This is a genomic window from Phenylobacterium sp. (assembly GCF_036563385.1).
In the GTDB taxonomy this organism is placed as follows: domain Bacteria; phylum Pseudomonadota; class Alphaproteobacteria; order Caulobacterales; family Caulobacteraceae; genus Phenylobacterium.
Map to the genome: position 1 here is coordinate 1 of NZ_DATCML010000001.1, position 17,670 is coordinate 17,670.

The following is a 17,670-nucleotide window of genomic DNA, read 5'->3' on the forward strand; positions in this document are numbered from 1 at the left end:
GAGCTCGAAGCCGAGCTCGCGGGCCATGCGCTCGCGCATCTCGTACATCGCCTGGAACTTCCAGGTGGTGTCCACGTGCAGCAGGGGGAACGGCGGCTTGGACGGATAGAAGGCCTTGGCCGCCAGATGCAGCATCACGGCCGAGTCCTTGCCGATCGAATAGAGCATCACCGGGCGCTCAGCCTCGGCGACGACCTCGCGCATGATGTGGATGCTCTCGGCTTCCAGGCGCTGCAGGTGGGTGAGGGTCTGGGCGGACAAGCGGCTTTCGCGGGGTTCGGTGAACGGGGCGGGCGCGTGACGGGCGTCCATTGCGGCGACCTTCGGTGACGAGAAAATCTCCGCGCGCCGGACGGCGTTCGGAGGTGGCCCTGGCCAGCCATCTAGAGAAGCGGCCGGACCGCTGCAAGGCGAGGGAGCCGCAGGAAATCTGCAGAGGGTTGCAGGCTTTAACGAGAGACCGGGGTCACGGCCGACGTGCGGCGCAGGTAGACCACCGCGTCGAACTGGTGGTCCAGGCGGGCGTCGATGTAGTGGGCGCGCCGCTCCTGCCGCGGGTTGTAGACGACGCCGATGGCGCGCTGCGGCCGGCGCCGTGAGGCGGGGTCAGGCGTGAGCAGGCGCAGGGCCGCATCCGGCCCTTCGGCGCGGAGCCGGGCTTCATGGCTCTCGGGGATCACCGGCCCCAGCGGGAAGACCCGCGGCCGACCGTCCCAGACCTCGGCGGCCATGACCTCGCCCTCATCGGCCAGGAAGCCCACCAGGAAGGCGCCGCCCCGCTGGCGCAGCAGCTGCCCGAGCGAGAGTTCGCCACGGTCGCGCTGGGAGGTCTCACGGGCGTCGCCGATGTGCGTGTTGTGCGCCCAGATGGCCACCCGCCCCGGGCGGCCGTCCCTCGCCAGGTGGGCGGAGATCTGGGTAGCCGCCTCCGCCATCCGTCGGTCGCGAGCGTTCCAGGCGTAGCCGGTGGACTGGCTGACGCGGAAGTATTCCTCCCCGCCGACCACGGTGGCGGCCGCCCGCAGGAGGCCGAAACGTCGCTCGCGCGCTTCCGCGTCGGCGTGTGGGGGCGGGGGCAGCGCCTGCACCTGCGCCAGCACCGCCTCGGCTGCGCGGCGGCAACTGCGGCCCTCACGCGTGGCCACGGCGTACCGCTCCATGGAGCGACGGTAGCGGCCGAAGCACTGATATTGCGCCTTGGCCTGCGCGCCGGCGTCTGGCGCCACCGCAGCCAGGCCCGCCACCACCGCGTCGGCCGCGTCGAACACATCGTAGACGTCCAGGCCGTAGAGGCCGACGCGCGCTTCCGGGGGCCGGGTGAGGTTGATGCGGCGAAGCGCTTCCACGAAGTCGCGGAACTCGCCGTTCCGCCACATCCAGGTGGGGAACTGGCGGAAGTCGGAGAGGGCGGCCTCCGCCGTGCGGTCTGGCCCAAGCCCGCGGACATAGAGGTTCGCGCGGTGCGCCCCCGACCAATCGCCCTCGATCGCGACGCCGCGCACCTGGGGGTCCTCCAGCAGACCTGCGGTGATGCGGGCGCGCTCGAGATAGAACTCGCGCGTGCCGTGGGTGGATTCCCCCAGCAGCACGAACGTCGACGGCCGCGCCGCGCTGAGCAGCGGCGCGTAGTCTTGAGCTGCGCCGCGGATCGGCGACGCCGGCTGGGCGACAGCGGCCCCGGCGAGCCCCAACGCGGCCGTCAGGGCGCAAGACAGGATGGCGCGCCGGGCCTTACTCCGCCGCATGACGGACGGCCGCGGCCTCGTCCGTGTCCACCGGGCAGCTGTTGCGGCCCGCTGTGATCAGCTTCCAGCCGGCCACGACCCGAGAAGCGGCGCTGTGCAGGGTCGGCATGACCCGAGCCGGGCCCTCCCACGCGGCGGGCGTCGCCCGCGCCGAACCGATCCGCGGCACGGACACCGGCTCCACCAGGAAGGAGTCGAGACCCGCCTCCTTGGCGATAAAACAGGCCAGCTCGGCCCAGGATGCGGCCGGCGCGGCGGCCAGCCGCAGCGAGCCGCGAGCGTCATCGATCAGCAGGTCCAGGACCGTGTTGGCCGCGTCGGGCAGGTAGACTCCCGGCGCCAGCCGGTTCGATGCGGCGCGGAAGGTCTGACCCGCACTCAGGCTGGCGATCACCTGGTCGGCGAACTCCTGCAGGTCGTGGCGGGTCAGCAACTCGTCCGAGCCGATCAGCAGGGCGCGGCCGCCCGGCGGCTCCGTGGCCGGCGCCCCGAGGCGCCAGGAGACGTAAGGCAGGCGGCGACCGGCGGCCAGGCCGGCGAGATCGCCGTCCAGTCCCGCCGCCAGGTTGAGGACGGCCCAGGCGTTGGTCTCATCCAGCCTTTCGCCCACGCACTCGGCCAGCGTCTCGTGCTCGCAAGCGCGGGCGTCGAGGACCACGTGCGCCAGGTGGCGGTGCTCGCACGCCTGGACCAGGGCGTCACGGCGCGCGCAGCGGGGGCCCACGATCAGCAGCGGCCGGGCGGCCTCCGTGTCCGTGGCCGGCAGCGGCCGCTCCTCGCATGGCCGGTCGAGGGCGATCACCTGACCGAAAAAGCGGTCGTGCCGCCGCCACCAGCCCAGGCCCTTCAGCGATGGCGCTTGCGGGCGCTGGCCGGCGGCCAGGGCCTTCAGCAGCGGGACCATGGCGGTGGGGCGCGGCGCACCCTGGCTGAGGTCGAACACCCCGGCTTCATAGAACCCGGCTTCCTCGGCGAGCAGCCGGTTCCAGTCGTAGGAGCCCAGCAGGCCCCAGGTGGTCACCGCCACCAGGTCCACGCCGTCGGCGCGCACCGCCTCGGCGGCGCGCCAGACCTCGTCGAACCAGCGCATCTGTTCTTCGCGGGTGCAGCCGTTGTGGCACTCGGTTATCGCGATGGTCCGGCCGTAGCGCTTCCAGGTCTGGTCGAGGATCGTGCCGATGCCGATCTGGCCGTCGGCCACCGTGCGCACCGCCTCGATGTTGACGTAGGCGCCCGGCCCATCGCCGCCCCGCAGGGCTTCAGGATAGAGTTCCACTCGGTGATCCAGCAGCCTCTCGCTGGAGAGGTAGTGGTTCAGGCCCAGGACGTCGGGCGGGCAGGGATCGTCGGCGATCGCCCGCAGGCGGTCCTCCAGGCCCCAGCCGCACAGGCGTTCCCAGAGTGGGTGTTCCGGGGTCACCATCCCGCAGAGCAGGTCCCAGGTGATCCAACGTCGCTCGTTCTCGTAGTCGGCCTGAGCCTGCATGGGCGGGGTGGCGTGGCAGAAGCCCATGTCCTCGGTTTGCACCAGGCGGGCCTGGGGGTTCACCCGGCGGATCTCGCGCATCGAGAGGCGGGTGGCGTCGATCTCGTTCAGCAGGGCGCGCCAGAAGGCGCCTTCGTTGCGCGTGTGCGGATACCAGATGCCATAGAGGGCGCTGAAGCGGGCGGTGGTCAGGGGCTCGTTCACCGGCGTCCAGTCACGCACCCACGGGTAGCGCTCGGCGGTGGCCCGGGCGTGGTCGGCGAGACCGGTGGCGAAGCCTTGGTCGTCGATCAGGCTGGTGTGCTTTGGCCCGCTGCCGTGGTGACACAGGCCGACGATCGGCCGCATGCCCAGGCGCGCGATCTCGTTCAGCCGGTGATCGGACCAGGTGAAATCGCGCTTGTGATTGCCGTCCGGCGAGACCCGCTCCCAGAGAACCGGGTAGCGCAGCGCCTTCAGCCCAAGGTCAGCGAACAGTTGCAAGTCCGACGGGCGGTCCTGGTGCCCGGACAGGACCGTCTGATCCAGGTAACGATTGCGGACGCGATTGACGGTGCACTCGTGACCGCCCCAGAGTTCCAGCCCCACGACATACCTCTTACTCGGACACCGGGCGGACCCGGCGGACACGCCTCTGCAGGCGGGGCCGATAAGAGGCGGCGGCGAGCGGCTGTTCCGGCTTTTATCGATTGTTGCATTCGGAGTTGGTCCGCACACCGACGTGATCCGAAAGAAAATCGGCGTTGCGGCGACGCTTGAACCCTTTCCTTTTCTGCGAGTTGGGCAAACATCGGGCCGCGCCGGATCGCGGGGCGATGCTGCGCGCCCTTGCTCCTATCTCGCGATTGCTGTTCCATCCGCGCCCGTCGGGAGGGGCTGAACAGGAAGTGTTCCGCCCGCGATGTACCGTGCCTGCAATGCCCGAATGAGCGAGGAACCGGCGGATCTCGCCACGCACCTGCGGACAGAGACCCTCGCGGCGCACCAGCGGTTCGAGCAAAAACTTTCCCTGCTAAGTCGCCCGGCGGACAGACGCCGCTTCTTGGCCGTGTTGGAGCGTTTCCACGGTTTCCACGCGGTTTGGGAGGGGGCCATACGCCGACGCTCCGCCCACGCCGCGTTCCATGCCGGACGAGGTCGGCTGCCGCACCTGCGCCGCGACCTGGCGGCGCTCGGCCGCACCCACAGTGAGATCGCGGCCCTGCCGGCCTGCCATTCGGCCGAGGACCTGCTGGCCTGCGAGGCGGCCGCCGTGGGCTCCATCTACGTGCTGGAGGGCTCGACCCTCGGCGGCCAGGTGATCTCGCGGGCGCTCCAGGGCGAAGCCTGGCTGCCGAGCGGCGGCTTCGCCTACTTCAATCCCTACGGCCAGCGCACCGGCGACATGTGGCGCGGCCTGCGCAGCTGGCTCGGCGACCAGGACGTGGCGCCAGAGGCCGCCGTGGATGGGGCCCGGCGCACCTTCCGGCTGCTCGAAGACTGGGTGGCGGCATGAGCGAGACCATCAGCTCTCCCGCCTCCGCGCCGCCGGAACTGGACCTGGACGCCTGCGCCGCCGAGCCCATCCGCATCCCCGGCGGGATCCAGCCGCATGGCGCCCTGCTGGTCGTCGACCCGGCGCGCCTGACCAGGCTGCAGGCCAGCGCCAACCTGGCGGAGATCAGCGGGCTCGTCCTGGCCGAGGGGCAGTCGCTGGCTGACCTGCCCGAAGCCGTCGGTCTGGTGGGCGAGTTGCGCCGCTGGGCCACGGGCGGCGATCCCGTCCTGCTGCGCACGGTCACCATCGGGGCTTTCGTCCTGCAGGTGTTCGGCCACGTGACGCCGCAGGGCCTGATCCTGGAGTTCGAGGATCCGCCCCGCTCAGAGGCCGAGACGCTGGAGGGCCTCTATCCCCGGCTGCGGCGGTTCCTCGACGCGATCTCCCAGGCCCGGGACGTCCCGGCGGTCGCCGCGGCGGCCGTGCAGGAGGTGAGCGCGCTGACCGGCTTCAACCGGGTGATGCTCTATTCGTTCGACGAGCAGGGCGACGGCACGGTCCTGGCGGAGAATGGGGACGGCGTGCTGCCGTCCTACCTGGGCCAGAGATTTCCGGCCTCCGACATCCCGCCGCAGGCGCGCGCCCTCTATCAGCAGAACCGGATCCGGCTGATCGCCAGCGCCGACTACACGCCTTCGCCGATCGAGCCGCCGCTGAGCCCTGTGGACGGCCAGCCGCTCGACCTGTCGCAGGCGGCGCTGCGCAGCGTCTCGCCCGTGCACCTGGAATACATGCGCAACATGGGCACCGGCTCGTCCATGTCGATCTCCATCCTGGTCGAGGGGCGGCTCTGGGGGCTGATCTCGGGCCACAGCCGTGCGCCGCGGCAGGTCAACGCCCAGGTGCGGACCGCCTGCGACATCCTGGGCCAGGTCCTGTCGCTCCAGATCGAGGCCCGCGAACAGGCGGAGCGCACCGCCCAACGGCTGGCGCTGAAGCATGTGGAAACGGAGCTGCTGGCGCGGCTGGCCCTGGCCTCCAATTTCGAAATCGGCCTGCTGGACAACGCTCACCTCTGGCTGGGCCTGACCAATGCGGCCGGCGCCGCGGTGGTCCGCGAGGGGCGGGTGAAGACCGCAGGCATGACGCCCTCCGTGGACGAGGTGCGCCGACTGGCCGCCGTTCTGGAGATGCGCGGCGAGGAGCTGGTGAACCTCGACTCCATCGCCGAGATCCTGCCGCAGGCGGAGAGCTACGCCTCGGCGGCGGCGGGCTTGCTCGCCGTGTCGATCTCGCAGCTGCATGCGGACTACATCATGTGGTTCCGCCCCGAGGTGGTGCGGACCATCGAGTGGGGCGGCGATCCGCGCAAGCCGATGGAGGTCGGCGCCGACCGGCTGCACCCGCGCAAGTCCTTCGAGATGTGGCGCGAGCAGGTCCGGCTGCGGAGCACGCCCTGGAGCCCCTCCGAGGTCGACAGCGCGCGGGGGTTCCGGAACGCCATCCAGAGCGTGGTGCTGCGCCGCGCCGAGGAGCGGGCGGAACTGACCACCCGGCTCGAGGCGATCAACAAGGAGCTGGAGAGCTTCTCCTACTCCATTTCCCACGACCTTCGCGCCCCGTTCCGGCATATCGTCGGGTACGCCGAGCTGCTCGCCGACCGGCAGCCGGACCTCGACCCCAAGTCGGCCCACTACCTGCAGAGCATCCAGGACGCCGCCCTGTCGGCCGGTCGCCTGGTGGACGACCTGCTGAATTTCTCCCAGCTCGGCCGCGCGAGCCTCACCAAGGACCGTGTGGACATGACCAAGTTGGTGGCCGAGGTTCGCCGCAGCGTCGAGCCCGACCTGGCCGGCCGGCAGATCGACTGGCGCGTCGGAGAGCTGCCGCGGGCCTGGGGCGACGCGGCGATGCTGCGGCAGGTTCTGCAGAACCTGATCCAGAACGCGCTGAAGTACTCGGCCCCGCGCGAGCGAAGCGAGATCACGATCAGCGGCGAGGATCGCGGGGCTATGGTGGCCTACACGGTCATCGACAATGGCGTGGGCTTCGACATGGCTTACGCCCACAAGCTGTTCGGCGTGTTCCAGCGGCTGCACCGGACGGAGGAGTTCGAAGGCACCGGGATCGGCCTTGCGCTCTGCAAGCGGATCATCGAGCGTCACGGCGGGACCATTGCGGCCGCGAGCCATCTGGGCCAAGGCGCATCCTTCACCTTCACTTTGCCCAAGCGCGAGACGGCGCAACAAGGAGATACCCCGCGTGGCTGACCTGAGGCCGATCCTGCTGGTGGAGGACAATCCCCGGGACCTGGAACTCACCCTGGCGGCGCTGGCCAAGTGCCAGCTGGCCAACGACATCGTCGTGGCGCGGGACGGCGCGGAGGCGCTGGACTTCCTCTATTCCAAGGGCGAGCACGCCGACCGCACCCCCGGCGATCCTGCCGTGGTGCTGCTCGACCTGAAGCTGCCGAAGGTGGACGGGCTGGAGGTGCTGGAGCGCGTGAAGAGCGACAGCCAGCGGCGCCAGATCCCGGTGGTGATGCTCACCTCCTCGCGCGAGGAGCGGGACCTGGTGAGGAGCTACGAGCTCGGTGTGAACGCCTTCGTGGTGAAGCCGGTGGACTTCAACGCCTTCTTCGAGGCCATCCAGGACCTCGGCATGTTCTGGGCCATCCTCAACGAGCCTCCGCCAAGGACCGCCGCCAATGCCTGACAGCGAAGGCGGCGGCGCGGGGCGGGAGATCTGCATCCTCCTGCTGGAGGACAGCGAGATCGACGCCGAGCTCCTGGCGGCGCACCTCGCCAAGGCTGAGCTGAGGTTCAACCTGCGACGGGTAGTCAACCGGCGGGAGTTCGTCAGCGCCCTGGAGGAGGGGGGCTGCGAGGTGATCCTCGCCGACTACTCCCTTCCGGACTTCGACGGCCTGTCCGCGCTCAACATCTCCCGCGCCCTGCGGCCGGAGACGCCGTTCATCTTCGTCTCGGGCGTGGTGGGCGAGGAGTTCGCCACCAACGCGCTGAAGCGTGGCGCCACCGACTACGTGATGAAGCGCAACCTCACGCGCCTGGCCACCGCCGTGGAGCGGGCGCTGGAGCAGGCTCGCGAACGGCGGGTTCGCCGCGAGGCCGAGGATGCGCTGTCCCACAGCGAAATGCGCGCAAGGCTCGCCATCGAAGGCGCTGAGCTTGGCCTGTGGGACTACGACCCCCGCACCGGCGCCACCGAGTGGGACGACCGCTGCCGGGCCCTCTTCGGCCTCCCGGCGCAGAGCCCGATCACCTACGAGCTGTTCCTGCGCGGGGTGCACCCGGACGATCGCGAGCGGGTCGATGCCGCGGTCCGACGGGCGATCACCTGGAGCCATGAAAACAGCGGCGCCTATGCGGAGGAGTTCCGCGCGGTCACGCCCAATGGCGTGGAGCGCTGGATCGCCAGCCGCGGCCAGGCGCAGTTCGAGGGCGGCGTCTGCACACGCCTGGTGGGCGTGCTCCGCGACATCAACGAGGAGCGTCAGGCGCAGGAAGCCCTGCGGCGGCTGACGGGGGACCTCGAGCAGCAGGTCGCCGAGCGCACCGCCGAGCGCGACCGGATCTGGCAGCTCTCGCAGGACCTCTTCGCCGTCGCCGGCATCGATGGCCGGCTGGGCCGGGTGAACCCGGCCTGGGAGTCGGTGCTGGGCTATCCGCCCGAGACTCTCGTGGGCAGCAACTTCAACCTGCTGATCCACCCTGACGACGCCGTCGACACGGCCGTGGTGGTGGCCAGGCTGGCCGCCGGGGAGGTGATCGGCCGCTTTGAGAACCGCGTGCGCAAGGCGGACGGCGACTGGTGCTGGATGTCGTGGACCGCGGTGCCTGAGGGCGACGTGTTCTACGCCGTCGGGCGTGACATCACCGCCGAGAAGGCGGCCGCCGAAGCTCTGGCCGAGCGAAATCGGGAACTCGCCGCCCAGATCGAGGAGCGGGAGCGGGTCGAGGCGACCCTTCGCCAGATGCAACGCCTCGAGGCCGTAGGCCAGCTTACCTCGGGTGTGGCGCACGATTTCAACAACCTGCTGACGGTCATCCTCGGCAACATCGGCTTCGTGGAGAAGGCGCTCGCCCGGCAGGGCGTGGACGGGCCTATCGTCGAGCGTATCAGCCACATGCGAACCGCCGCCGAGCGGGGCGCCAAGCTCACCGCCCAGATGCTGGCCTTCTCGCGCCGGCAGAAGCTGGAACCCAAGCCGGTGGACCTGAACGAGACCGTGGCCGGGATGCGCGACCTGCTGCAGTCCACGATGGGCGGCAGCGTGCGCCTGGAGTCCGTGCTGAAGGCGGACCTCTGGCCGGCGCTCGTCGACCCCACGCAGATCGAGCTGATCATCCTCAACCTAGCGATCAACGCCCGCGACGCCATGGAGGTGGGCGGCGGCCTGACGGTGGAGACGGCCAACGTGGTCCTGTCCAACCAGCCCACGCGGCCGGAAGAGCCGCCGCCGGGCGAGTACGTCATGCTGTCGGTCAGCGACACCGGTCCGGGCATGACGCCCGAGGTCCTGGCCAAGGCGTTCGAGCCGTTCTTCACCACGAAGGAAGTGGGCAAGGGGTCCGGGCTCGGGCTGGCGCAGGTGTACGGCTTCGCCAAGCAGTCCGGCGGCGGGGTGCGCATCGAGACCGCCCTCGGCGAGGGCACCACGGTGAAGGTCTACCTGCCGCGCGCCGCGGGCGTGGCGCGGCGGGAGGCGGACGTTCGGCCGCAAGCCGCCGGCCCGGCCAACGCCGCCTCCCGCACCGTGCTGGTCATGGACGACGACAGCGCCGTGCGCGAGATCACCGCGGCCATGCTTCAGGAGCTGGGCTACTCGGTGGTGGAGGCCGGCAGCGGCGGCGCGGCGCTCGACGTGCTGCGCTCCGACCAGCGCATAGACATCCTGCTCGCCGACTATGCGATGCCGGGCATGAACGGGGTGGAGGCTGCGCGCGCGGCGGTCGAGCTGCGGCCTGGCCTGCCTGTGCTGTTCATCACCGGCTATGCCGACCTGAAGGCGCTGCGCGACGTGGGCGAGGACCGGATCATCCAGAAGCCCTTCCGCGACGATGAGCTGGCCCGCAAGGTCGAGGCCGCGCTGGCGGATGTCCGGCCGGACGCCAAGGTGGTGCCTCTCCGCCGCTAAGCCGGCAGGGCCTCGGCCACCACGCGGGCAAGCTCGTCCATCTCGAAGGGTTTGCGAAGGATCACGGGCTGGCCCCCGAGGGCGCTCTCGACCGCCGCGGTGTCGGCATATCCGCTGGCGAAGATGATCGGCAGGCCCGACCACTTCTGGCGGGCCAGGCCCGCGGCCTCGGCGCCGTTCATGTTGGGCATGGCGAAATCCATCAGCACCAGGTCGGGGCGCGTCTGGTCGAGCAGGTCGAGCGCCGCGTGGCCGCCGTCTGCGGTGAGCACGCGGTAGCCGAGCAACTCCAACGTGTCCCGCACCAGGTTGCGCACCTCGCCATCGTCGTCCACGACCAGGATGGTCGCGCCGCCGGCTGGCGCCAGCACCGTCCCTGGCGCGGCCGGAGCCGTGGCCGGGGCGTCTGCATCGGCGGCCGAGCGGCGCAGCAGCAGCCGGACCGTCGTCCCTTGCCCCGGCGCGCTTTCGATCTGTGCGGCGCCGCCGGCCTGGCGCGCCACTCCGTAGACCTGAGACAGGCCAAGTCCGGTGCCCTTGCCGACCCCCTTGGTGGTGAAGAAGGGATCAAAGGCGCGCTCGGCCACTTCCGGAGCCATGCCGGCGCCGGTGTCGGAGACGCTTAGCTCCACATAGGTGTCGGGCGGCAGGACCGGGTGGCCCTGCGCGATCTCCACCACGCGCGTGGCGATGGTCAGTCGTCCGCCTTCGGGCATGGCGTCACGGGCGTTGATCGCCATGTTGAGCACCGCGAGTTCCAGCTGAGTGCGGTCCGAGAGCACCCGCACGCGCTCGTGGTCGAGGTCGAAGACCAGCTCGATGTCGGAGCCGAGGCTCCTGGTGATCAGCTCGCGCATTTCGTCGACCAGCTCCGCCACAATGAACGGACGCAGCTCCAATTTCTGAGCGCGGGAGAAGGCCAGCAGCTGGCGGGTAAGGCTCGCGCCGCGCTCAGCCGCCTGAAGTCCGTTCTCGGCCCATGCGCCCACCCGGGCGGCGTCGTCCGGCTTGCGCCGGATCAGCTCGAAGGCGCCTTGGACGACCTGCAGCAGGTTGTTGAAGTCGTGGGCGATCCCGCCGGTGAGCTGTCCCAGCGCCTCCATCTTCTGGCTCTGCCGCAGCGCCTCTTCGGCCCGCGCGCGCTCGCGCATCTCCACCGTCAACCGCTCGTTCGCCTGCGCCAGCTCACCGGCCCGGCGCTGCAACTGGGCCGCCGCGCGGGTGACGAGCCCCAGCATCAGGAAGGCCATCAAGGTCAGAAGTGCGAGCGCGCCGTGGCGGCCGAGCACGTCGCCGAACGGCTCGGGCTCCGTGCGCAGGTAGACGCCGCCCATGGTGAGGCCCTGCTCAGACACCGGCACGGTCACTTCGGCGCCGCCGCCGCGGTAGTGGGCCCCCGCCGCGCCCAGCTGGGCGGGCGGCGGGGCCGCGGGCGAGCGGGCGTAGGTCACCAGCGGGCGCCCCTCGGAGTCGTACACGCCCGCGGCGGCGATGCGGCGGTTGGCTCGAAGGGCGTCGACGTACTCGCGCATGGCCGGGCGGTCGTCGAAGGCGAGGGCGGCGGTGACGCTCGCCGCCAGGATCTCGGCCTGCACCCCGGCCGCGCGGGCCGCCTGGGCGCGGTAGACGGACTCCGCCCGCGCGCCGAGCAGCAGACCGAGCGCCAGCAGCGCCAGCGCCCCCAGCCAGGCGAGGTTGAGGTGACGCCGCTCGGAGGGGGCGGGAAGGGCCGGTCTCATCGTTTCACCGAAAGGCCGAGCGCCAGCAGCTTGGAGCTGATCGTGAGGCCGCCCTGCGCCGCCTGGCCCGCATCGATGTGGAAGCGGACCCGGTCCTGGAAGACGACGAAGTGGATGACGCCGCGCGCCGGGCCGCGAGCGGCGTCGGTGACGGTCAGCACCGGCGCGCCCCGCACGGCGGCCAGGGTCTGGGCTACGGACTGGCGCGAAGAGCCGGCGGCGTAGAGCACATGGCAGCCCGCGCCACGGTCGGCGACGGTCATCCGGCGCACCACCGCCGCCCCGCCCGCGGCCGCTTCCAGCGCGGTCCCGAACGGGTCGTCACCGACGACGCAGATCCGCACCGGCGGGGCCGCGCCGCCCGGCCAGCTGACGAAGGCCGCAAACTTGGTCAGGAAGGCGGCCTTGACCGCGTATTCCAGCGGCTGAGCGGCCGCACCCATGGGGGCGAGCGCGCAGCCGAGCGCTGCGGCAGCCGCCGCCCATTGGGCCAGGGCTCGCCGCGTGCGCCGCACTCAGGGCGTCCAGCGCAGGGTGACGAAGGCGCTCCGCGGGACCTCCGTTCGTCGCGTCTCGCTCGCCTCGGCGTGCCGCTCGTGCAGGAGGTCGTGGCCGGTGAGGGAAAGCTCGAACTGGTCGGTGACGCGCCAGGCGAGGCGCGCGCTCGCCTCCGCATAGCCGGGCGTTCCGACGTAGCCCGAGGCGGTCAGGCGCGGGACGTCATCGTAGGCGCGCACCGCCAGGTCGAGGCTGACGCGATCGGTCAGGCGAAAATGCGACCGCGCCTTCAGCCACCAGGACGGATCCGCGCCCGCCGCTTCGAAGCGCGCCACGTCCCGGCTGCCGGGTTTCAGGCGGAAGTCCTTGCGCAGCAGAGAGCCGCCGAGGCTGACCCGCCAGGCGGGGGTCACCTGCACCTCGCTCCAGGCCTCCACCCCCCAGGTCTCGCCCTCCATGGTGTTGCCCACGAAGATGGGTGGGGTGCGGCCCGGCACGTTCTCATTGGTCCGCAGTTCGTCGTAGTCGTGGTAGTAGGCGGTGACCGATAGGGTGGCGGCGTCGGTGACCCGGCCGCGATAGCCCGCCTCGTACGCCACCAGCTTTTCCGAACCCATGTGTCCGGGCTCCACCAGGCCCGCGATGGTGAAGTCGCGCTCGATGCGCGAGGGGTTGCGGATGGCCCGCGACACGGCCCCCCAGAAGAACTGCCGATCCGACAAACGCCAACCGAGCCGGGCGTTCGGCATCCACTCGGCCTGGGTGTAGTCGTTGGTCTCGAGCTTCAGGCCGAGCGTCAGCAGCAGGTTGGGACGAAGCGCGATCTCGTCCTGGGCAAAGACATTGCCGATATCCACGCGCCGCCGAGGCGGCGCCAGCAGCTGGGGGTCGGCCAGAGTGCGGAACTCGTCCTTGGTTATCCGATAGCCGGCCCCCACCACCATCGAGTGCCGACCGCCGAAGCTGAAGGCGTGCTGGGCCTGCAGGTCCCAGACCCGCAACTCGTCGTGGAGCGCGCGCGCCTCGCGCTTGATCTCGTCGTAGTAGGCCTGCACCTCGAGCGCCGCGCCGTCGTTGAAGCGGCGCGTCCAGCGACCGAGCAGATTGCCGCCGCGGACGTATCCGGCCGTGAAGCCTTGGCTCTGGTCGATCGCCGCATCCTGCAGGTCGCCCTGGACCGTGAAGGTGTTGGCGCCAAGCGCCCAGTCGGTGCGGAACCCGGCCTGCCAGCCGTCCCAGCCGTCATCGGCGCGGGCCCCGGTGGCGCGCTCCAGGTCGCCGCGCTTGAAGGCGGTGGCGTAAACCCGGCCGGCCCCAGAGTCGCCCAGCTGGGCCCCGTACCGCAGGCGCACGTCGCTATCCAGCGTGCCGAGGTCAGCCACGGCCAAGCCGCCTTGGGTGTCGAAGGCGCTGCGCGAGGTGATGTTCACCACCCCGTTGACCGCGTTGGCGCCCCAGAGCGTGCCGCCCGGGCCGCTGATCACCTCGATGCGGTCGAGGTCGTCCAGGAGGGCGTGGTGCTGGTCCCAGTCCACGCCCGAGAACAGCGGGGTGTAGACGCTGCGCCCATCGATCAGCACCAGCAGCTTGTTGGCCGACTCGAAGCCCGCGAAGCCGCGGGCGGTGATCGAGTAGTCGAGGGCGTCGATCCGCATGACCTCGAGGTTGGGCGCAAGCCGCAGGGCCTCGGGGATGGTGAGCGCCCCGGCCTGCCGGATGGCGTCGTTGGTGATCACATAGACCGAGGAGGCCGCGTGGCTGATCGCCTCGGGCCGCTTCGAGACCGAGGTGATGCTGATCTCTGAGAGCTCGTCGATCGACAGCTCGCCGAGCGCCTGAGCGGCGGGTGCGCTGGCGAGCTGAAAGCTGTCCTGGGCGCGGGCTGCGCCGGCCCACGCGGCGGCAAGGAGCGCGGCCGCGGCCGCTCCGGTGGGGCAGGGGCGACGCCCCGCGCGCTTCGACTTCGTCATGGCCCCCCAGGGATCCAGATCCTGCACAGCCGCCCGGCTTGAGCGTGGATTATCACAAGAACTCCGGATGTTGAGTCCTGTTACCGCCGCCCGCTGCGAGCAGGGCTTTACGCGGCCCATGCTTGCGTAGAACAATGGGTATGCTCCGGCGGCAGACCGGAGGCTGTCCTCCGGGGGAAATCATGACTTTTCGACGCGTCCTGGCCGCAGCGGCGGCCCTTGCCATGCTCGCCGCCGCACCTAGCGGGGCGCAGACCGCGCCCGCCGCCGCCGCCGCGGCGGCCGGCCCGGTGGTGAAGACCGCCCAGGGCGCGGTGCGCGGGGCGGCCGCGGACGGGGTCGCCGTCTTCCAGGGGATCCCCTACGCCGCACCGCCTGTCGGCGACCTGCGCTGGCGCCCGCCGGCCGCGCCCGCCGAGTGGACGGTGGTGCGGGACGCGACCAAGCCTGGCGCGAATTGCACCCAGTCCGAGGACTGCCTGTTCGTGAACGTCACCCGCCCGGCCAACGCGAAGGCCGGCGCGAAGCTGCCGGTGATGGTCTGGATCCACGGCGGCGCCTTCGTCACCGGCAACAGCATCGGCGCCTTCGGGGCCGAGCACGACGGGACCGAGTTCGCCAAGCAGGGGGTGATCACCGTCAGCCTGAACTACCGGCTCGGGCGGGCCGGCTGGTTCGCGCATCCGGCGCTGACCCGCGAGGGGCCCACGGGCAACTACGGGATCATGGACCAGATCGCGGCGCTCAGGTGGGTGCAGCAGAACATCGGGGCCTTCGGTGGCGACCCGAAGAACGTCACCATCTTCGGAGAGTCGGCCGGGGCGATCTCGGTGTTCTATCTGATGCTGACGCCGGACGCCCGGGGTCTGTTCCACAAGGCGATCTCCCAGTCGGGGTTCGCGCGTCACCAGCCGACACCGCTGGCGGTCGCCGAGGCCACCGCCGTGCAGCTGGCGGAGAAGGCGGGCGTGCAGGGCTCCGGGCCCGAGGCCGCCGCGGCGCTCCGCAAGCTGCCGCTCACGGCGCTGCCGGTCGGCGGCGGCCTGACGGCGCCCGGGCGGCCCTCGCCGATACTCGACGGCAAAATCATCACGAGCGGCATAGCCGAAGGCTTCGCGGCGGGACGACAGGCCAAGGTCCCGCTGATCCTCGGCGGCAATTCCAACGAGGCCAGCCTCTTCCGCCCCCAGCCCGCCCAGCTCGACTTGGTGCCCGAGGCCGCCCGGCCGTCGATGCTCGCCGCCTTCGACCCCGACAACACTGGCGACAGGGCCCGCATCGTCCACCGCCTGGCCACCGCCCAGTTCATCACCGAGCCTGACCGCAACCTGGCGCGCATCCATTCCCAGGCGGGGGCGCCGGCCTGGCTCTACTACTTCTCCTACGTCACGCCGGCCGATCGGGCGACCTCGCTGGGCGCGGCCCATACGGCCGAGATCAAGTACGTCTGGGGCGGAGCGAAGCAGAAGTTCGTCGCCGAGGACCTGCCGGTTTCACGGGCGATGAACGCCTACTGGGCCGCCTTCGCCAAGCGGGGCGACCCCGACAGCGCGGGCGGCCCGGCCTGGCCGCGGTTTGCGCCCAAGGAAAGCTCCATCGAGTTCGGCGTGGCCGGCGTGCAGGTGCGCGAGCAACACCTGAAGGCGCAGCTTGACTGGGTCGAGCGGAGCCTGAAGCGCTAAAGGACGGGGGTCGGCGCCGGACGGGGCAGGGGAGCGCGCACCGTGCACACCAGCCCGTCCGGGGCGTAGTCCAGCTCCACCTTGGCCTGCAGCTCGGCGGCCAGGCCGCGGCGGATCAGTCGGGTGCCGAAGCCGGCCCGGTCCGGCGCACGGACGGGCGGGCCGCCGCGCTCGCGCCACACCAGACGCAGCTCGTCCGCTTCGGCGTCGATCGCCCAGGTGAGTTCGACCTGGCCGTCCGGGAGCGAGAGGCCGCCGTATTTGGCGGCGTTGGTGGCCAGCTCGTGGAGCGCCAGGGCCAGGGCCGTGGCCGATTTCGGCGGCAGTTGCAGCTCGGGACCTTCGCAGGAAAACCGATCCGGCCTGGCGGGATCGCTGTGCGGGCTGGCCACCTGCCGCGCGATGGCGGCGAGGCTCGCCCCCGCCCACTCCTCCGCGATCAGGATGTCGTTGGCCTGGGCCAGCGCAATCAGCCGATCGGTGAAGGCCCGGCGCGTGGGCTCCGGCGTGTCCCCGCCCAGGGTCTGGGCGGCGATCGCCTGGACGGTGGCCAGCGAGTTCTTCACCCGGTGGTTCAGCTCGTTCATCATCAGCCGCTGACGCGCTTCGGCCGCGCGCCGGGCGGTGATGTCGCGCACGACGGCTTCCACGCCGCCGCCCGCGAGCACCCCGGCGCTGATCTCCACGTCCACGAGGCTGCCGTCCTTGCGGCGCACGCGCCATTCGCTCATCGCCGGCCGCTCGCGGTGGGGCGAGGCGCGCCAGGCCAGCACCCGCGGCATGTTCTCCGGCCCCATCACGTCCTCGACGCGCATGGAGAGCAGCTCCTCGCGGCTGTAGCCCAGCAGCCGGCAGGCGGCGGCGTTGACCTCCACGTACCGGGCGTCCGCGTCCTCCACGAAGATGGCGTCGCCGGCGGTCTCGAAGAACTCGCGGAACCGCGCCTCGCTGTTGCGCAGCGCGCTCTCGGCGCGGGCCCGCTCCACCGCCGACCAGGTGCGCTCCGCGACCTCCTCCACCAGACGCGCCTCGTCGTCGGTCCACCAGCGCGGCGTGCTCTGGTGCACGTAGAGGGCGGCGGTGAGGCGACCGCCCTTCACCAGGCTCACCACCAGTGAGGCCTTCAACTCCAGGCCGGCGAAGGCCGCCTGCACCTCCGGTGCGGCGAAGGCCGGTTCCGTGGTGGCGTCGTTGACCCGCAGCGTCTGGCCATGGCGCATCGCGGCGAGCACGGGCGGGCCGAAGGCGGCCAGATCGTGCAGGCCGCTGTGATGCTCCACCGTGCCGTCCGTCCAGTTGTGCTCCGTGGTGAAGAAGCGCTCGTCCTCCGCGACGTCGCCATAGCCGACCCGGCTGGCCCCCAGATGCTCGCCCAGGGCCCGCTGGGCCTCGGCGATGATCTCCCGCGGAGCGGTGAGGGGACGCAACCGCCGCTCCAGCTCGAGCAGGAACGCCGACCTGCGCTCGGCGAGCACCGCCTCGGTGGTTTCGCGGCAGATGCACAGCGCGCCCTCCACCGAACCCGTGTCGCCGGTCGCGGGCGTGTAGGAGAAGGTGAACCAGGCTGGCGCGGCGGCGCCGTTGCGCTCGAGGATCACCGGCAGGTCTTCGAAGAAGCTCGCCTGGCCGGCGTAGGCGGCGTCGATGACCGGGCCGATCTCGTCGCGCACCTCCGGCCAGATGTCGAAGAACGCCCGGCCAAGCGCCGCCGGATGCTTGTCGCCGAGGATCGGCGCGTAGGCGTCGTTGTAGATCACCGTCCGCCGCGGGCCCCAGAGCAGGAAGGCCGGCTGGCGGCTGGCGAGCACGAAGGCGACCAGGGTCCGCAGCGAGGCGGGCCACTGCGCGCGCTCGCCCAGCGGCGTCGACGCCCAGTCGCCGGCGCTCACCCGCTCGGCCTGGGACGCGGAAGCGG

Annotated in this window: 12 protein-coding genes; 5 read left to right on the plus strand and 7 right to left on the minus strand. The window is 71.2% G+C overall.

Annotated elements, in window-relative coordinates; all coding sequences use genetic code 11:
* From VIL67_RS00005 to VIL67_RS00015, 3 genes are all read right to left on the minus strand, one after another.
* Window positions 1-312, minus strand: a 312-nt coding sequence (locus VIL67_RS00005; protein WP_332046785.1) for a phosphoadenosine phosphosulfate reductase domain-containing protein, incomplete at its 3' end; no start/stop codon positions are given.
* A gap of 137 nt (window positions 313-449) precedes the next feature.
* Complete coding sequence (locus VIL67_RS00010) at window positions 450-1,745, minus strand: erythromycin esterase family protein (protein ID WP_332046786.1); 1,296 nt, start codon at window positions 1,743-1,745, stop codon at window positions 450-452.
* Window positions 1,732-3,819 carry a family 1 glycosylhydrolase gene (locus tag VIL67_RS00015; RefSeq protein ID WP_332046787.1) on the minus strand — a complete coding sequence of 696 codons (2,088 nt, stop codon included), beginning with the start codon at window positions 3,817-3,819 and terminating at the stop codon, window positions 1,732-1,734. Before VIL67_RS00015 ends, VIL67_RS00010 begins: the two co-directional genes overlap by 14 nt.
* Window positions 3,820-4,156: 337 nt before the next feature.
* Between VIL67_RS00015 and VIL67_RS00020 the strand changes: the two genes are divergently transcribed.
* The 4 genes from VIL67_RS00020 to VIL67_RS00035 are packed head-to-tail and all read left to right on the plus strand — an operon-like array spanning window position 4,157 to window position 9,866.
* A complete protein-coding gene (locus VIL67_RS00020) occupies window positions 4,157-4,726 on the plus strand; it encodes a biliverdin-producing heme oxygenase (protein WP_332046788.1) in 570 nt (189 codons plus the stop codon).
* The gene (locus VIL67_RS00025) at window positions 4,723-6,978 is read left to right on the plus strand and encodes an ATP-binding protein (RefSeq protein ID WP_332046789.1); all 2,256 of its coding nucleotides are present in this window, start codon (window positions 4,723-4,725) and stop codon (window positions 6,976-6,978) included. Before VIL67_RS00020 ends, VIL67_RS00025 begins: the two co-directional genes overlap by 4 nt.
* On the plus strand, window positions 6,971-7,423 hold the full coding sequence (locus tag VIL67_RS00030) for a response regulator (RefSeq protein WP_332046790.1): 453 nt from the start codon (window positions 6,971-6,973) through the stop codon (window positions 7,421-7,423). The genes VIL67_RS00025 and VIL67_RS00030 overlap by 8 nt, the downstream gene beginning before the upstream one ends.
* Window positions 7,416-9,866 (plus strand): response regulator, encoded by a 2,451-nt coding sequence (locus VIL67_RS00035; protein WP_332046791.1) that lies wholly within the window; start codon window positions 7,416-7,418, stop codon window positions 9,864-9,866. Before VIL67_RS00030 ends, VIL67_RS00035 begins: the two co-directional genes overlap by 8 nt.
* On the opposite strand, the gene VIL67_RS00040 is transcribed toward VIL67_RS00035, so the two are convergent.
* The 3 genes from VIL67_RS00040 to VIL67_RS00050 are packed head-to-tail and all read right to left on the minus strand — an operon-like array spanning window position 9,863 to window position 14,073.
* On the minus strand, window positions 9,863-11,605 hold the full coding sequence (locus tag VIL67_RS00040; protein WP_332046792.1) for a response regulator: 1,743 nt from the start codon (window positions 11,603-11,605) through the stop codon (window positions 9,863-9,865). The genes VIL67_RS00035 and VIL67_RS00040 overlap by 4 nt on opposite strands.
* A complete protein-coding gene (locus VIL67_RS00045) occupies window positions 11,602-12,120 on the minus strand; it encodes a YfiR family protein (RefSeq protein WP_332046793.1) in 519 nt (172 codons plus the stop codon). Before VIL67_RS00045 ends, VIL67_RS00040 begins: the two co-directional genes overlap by 4 nt.
* Window positions 12,121-14,073, minus strand: coding sequence for a TOL_0244 family TonB-dependent receptor (locus VIL67_RS00050; RefSeq protein ID WP_332046794.1), 1,953 nt, complete (start codon window positions 14,071-14,073; stop codon window positions 12,121-12,123). It lies immediately after the preceding gene.
* A 182-nt stretch (window positions 14,074-14,255) separates the two neighbouring features.
* Here VIL67_RS00050 and VIL67_RS00055 point away from each other — a divergent pair, with 182 nt between their 5' ends.
* Window positions 14,256-15,755 (plus strand): carboxylesterase/lipase family protein, encoded by a 1,500-nt coding sequence (locus tag VIL67_RS00055; RefSeq protein WP_332046795.1) that lies wholly within the window; start codon window positions 14,256-14,258, stop codon window positions 15,753-15,755.
* Here VIL67_RS00055 and VIL67_RS00060 read toward each other — a convergent pair.
* Window positions 15,752-17,644, minus strand: coding sequence for a PAS domain-containing sensor histidine kinase (locus VIL67_RS00060; protein WP_332046796.1), 1,893 nt, complete (start codon window positions 17,642-17,644; stop codon window positions 15,752-15,754). The genes VIL67_RS00055 and VIL67_RS00060 overlap by 4 nt on opposite strands.
* Window positions 17,645-17,670 lie beyond the last annotated feature (26 nt).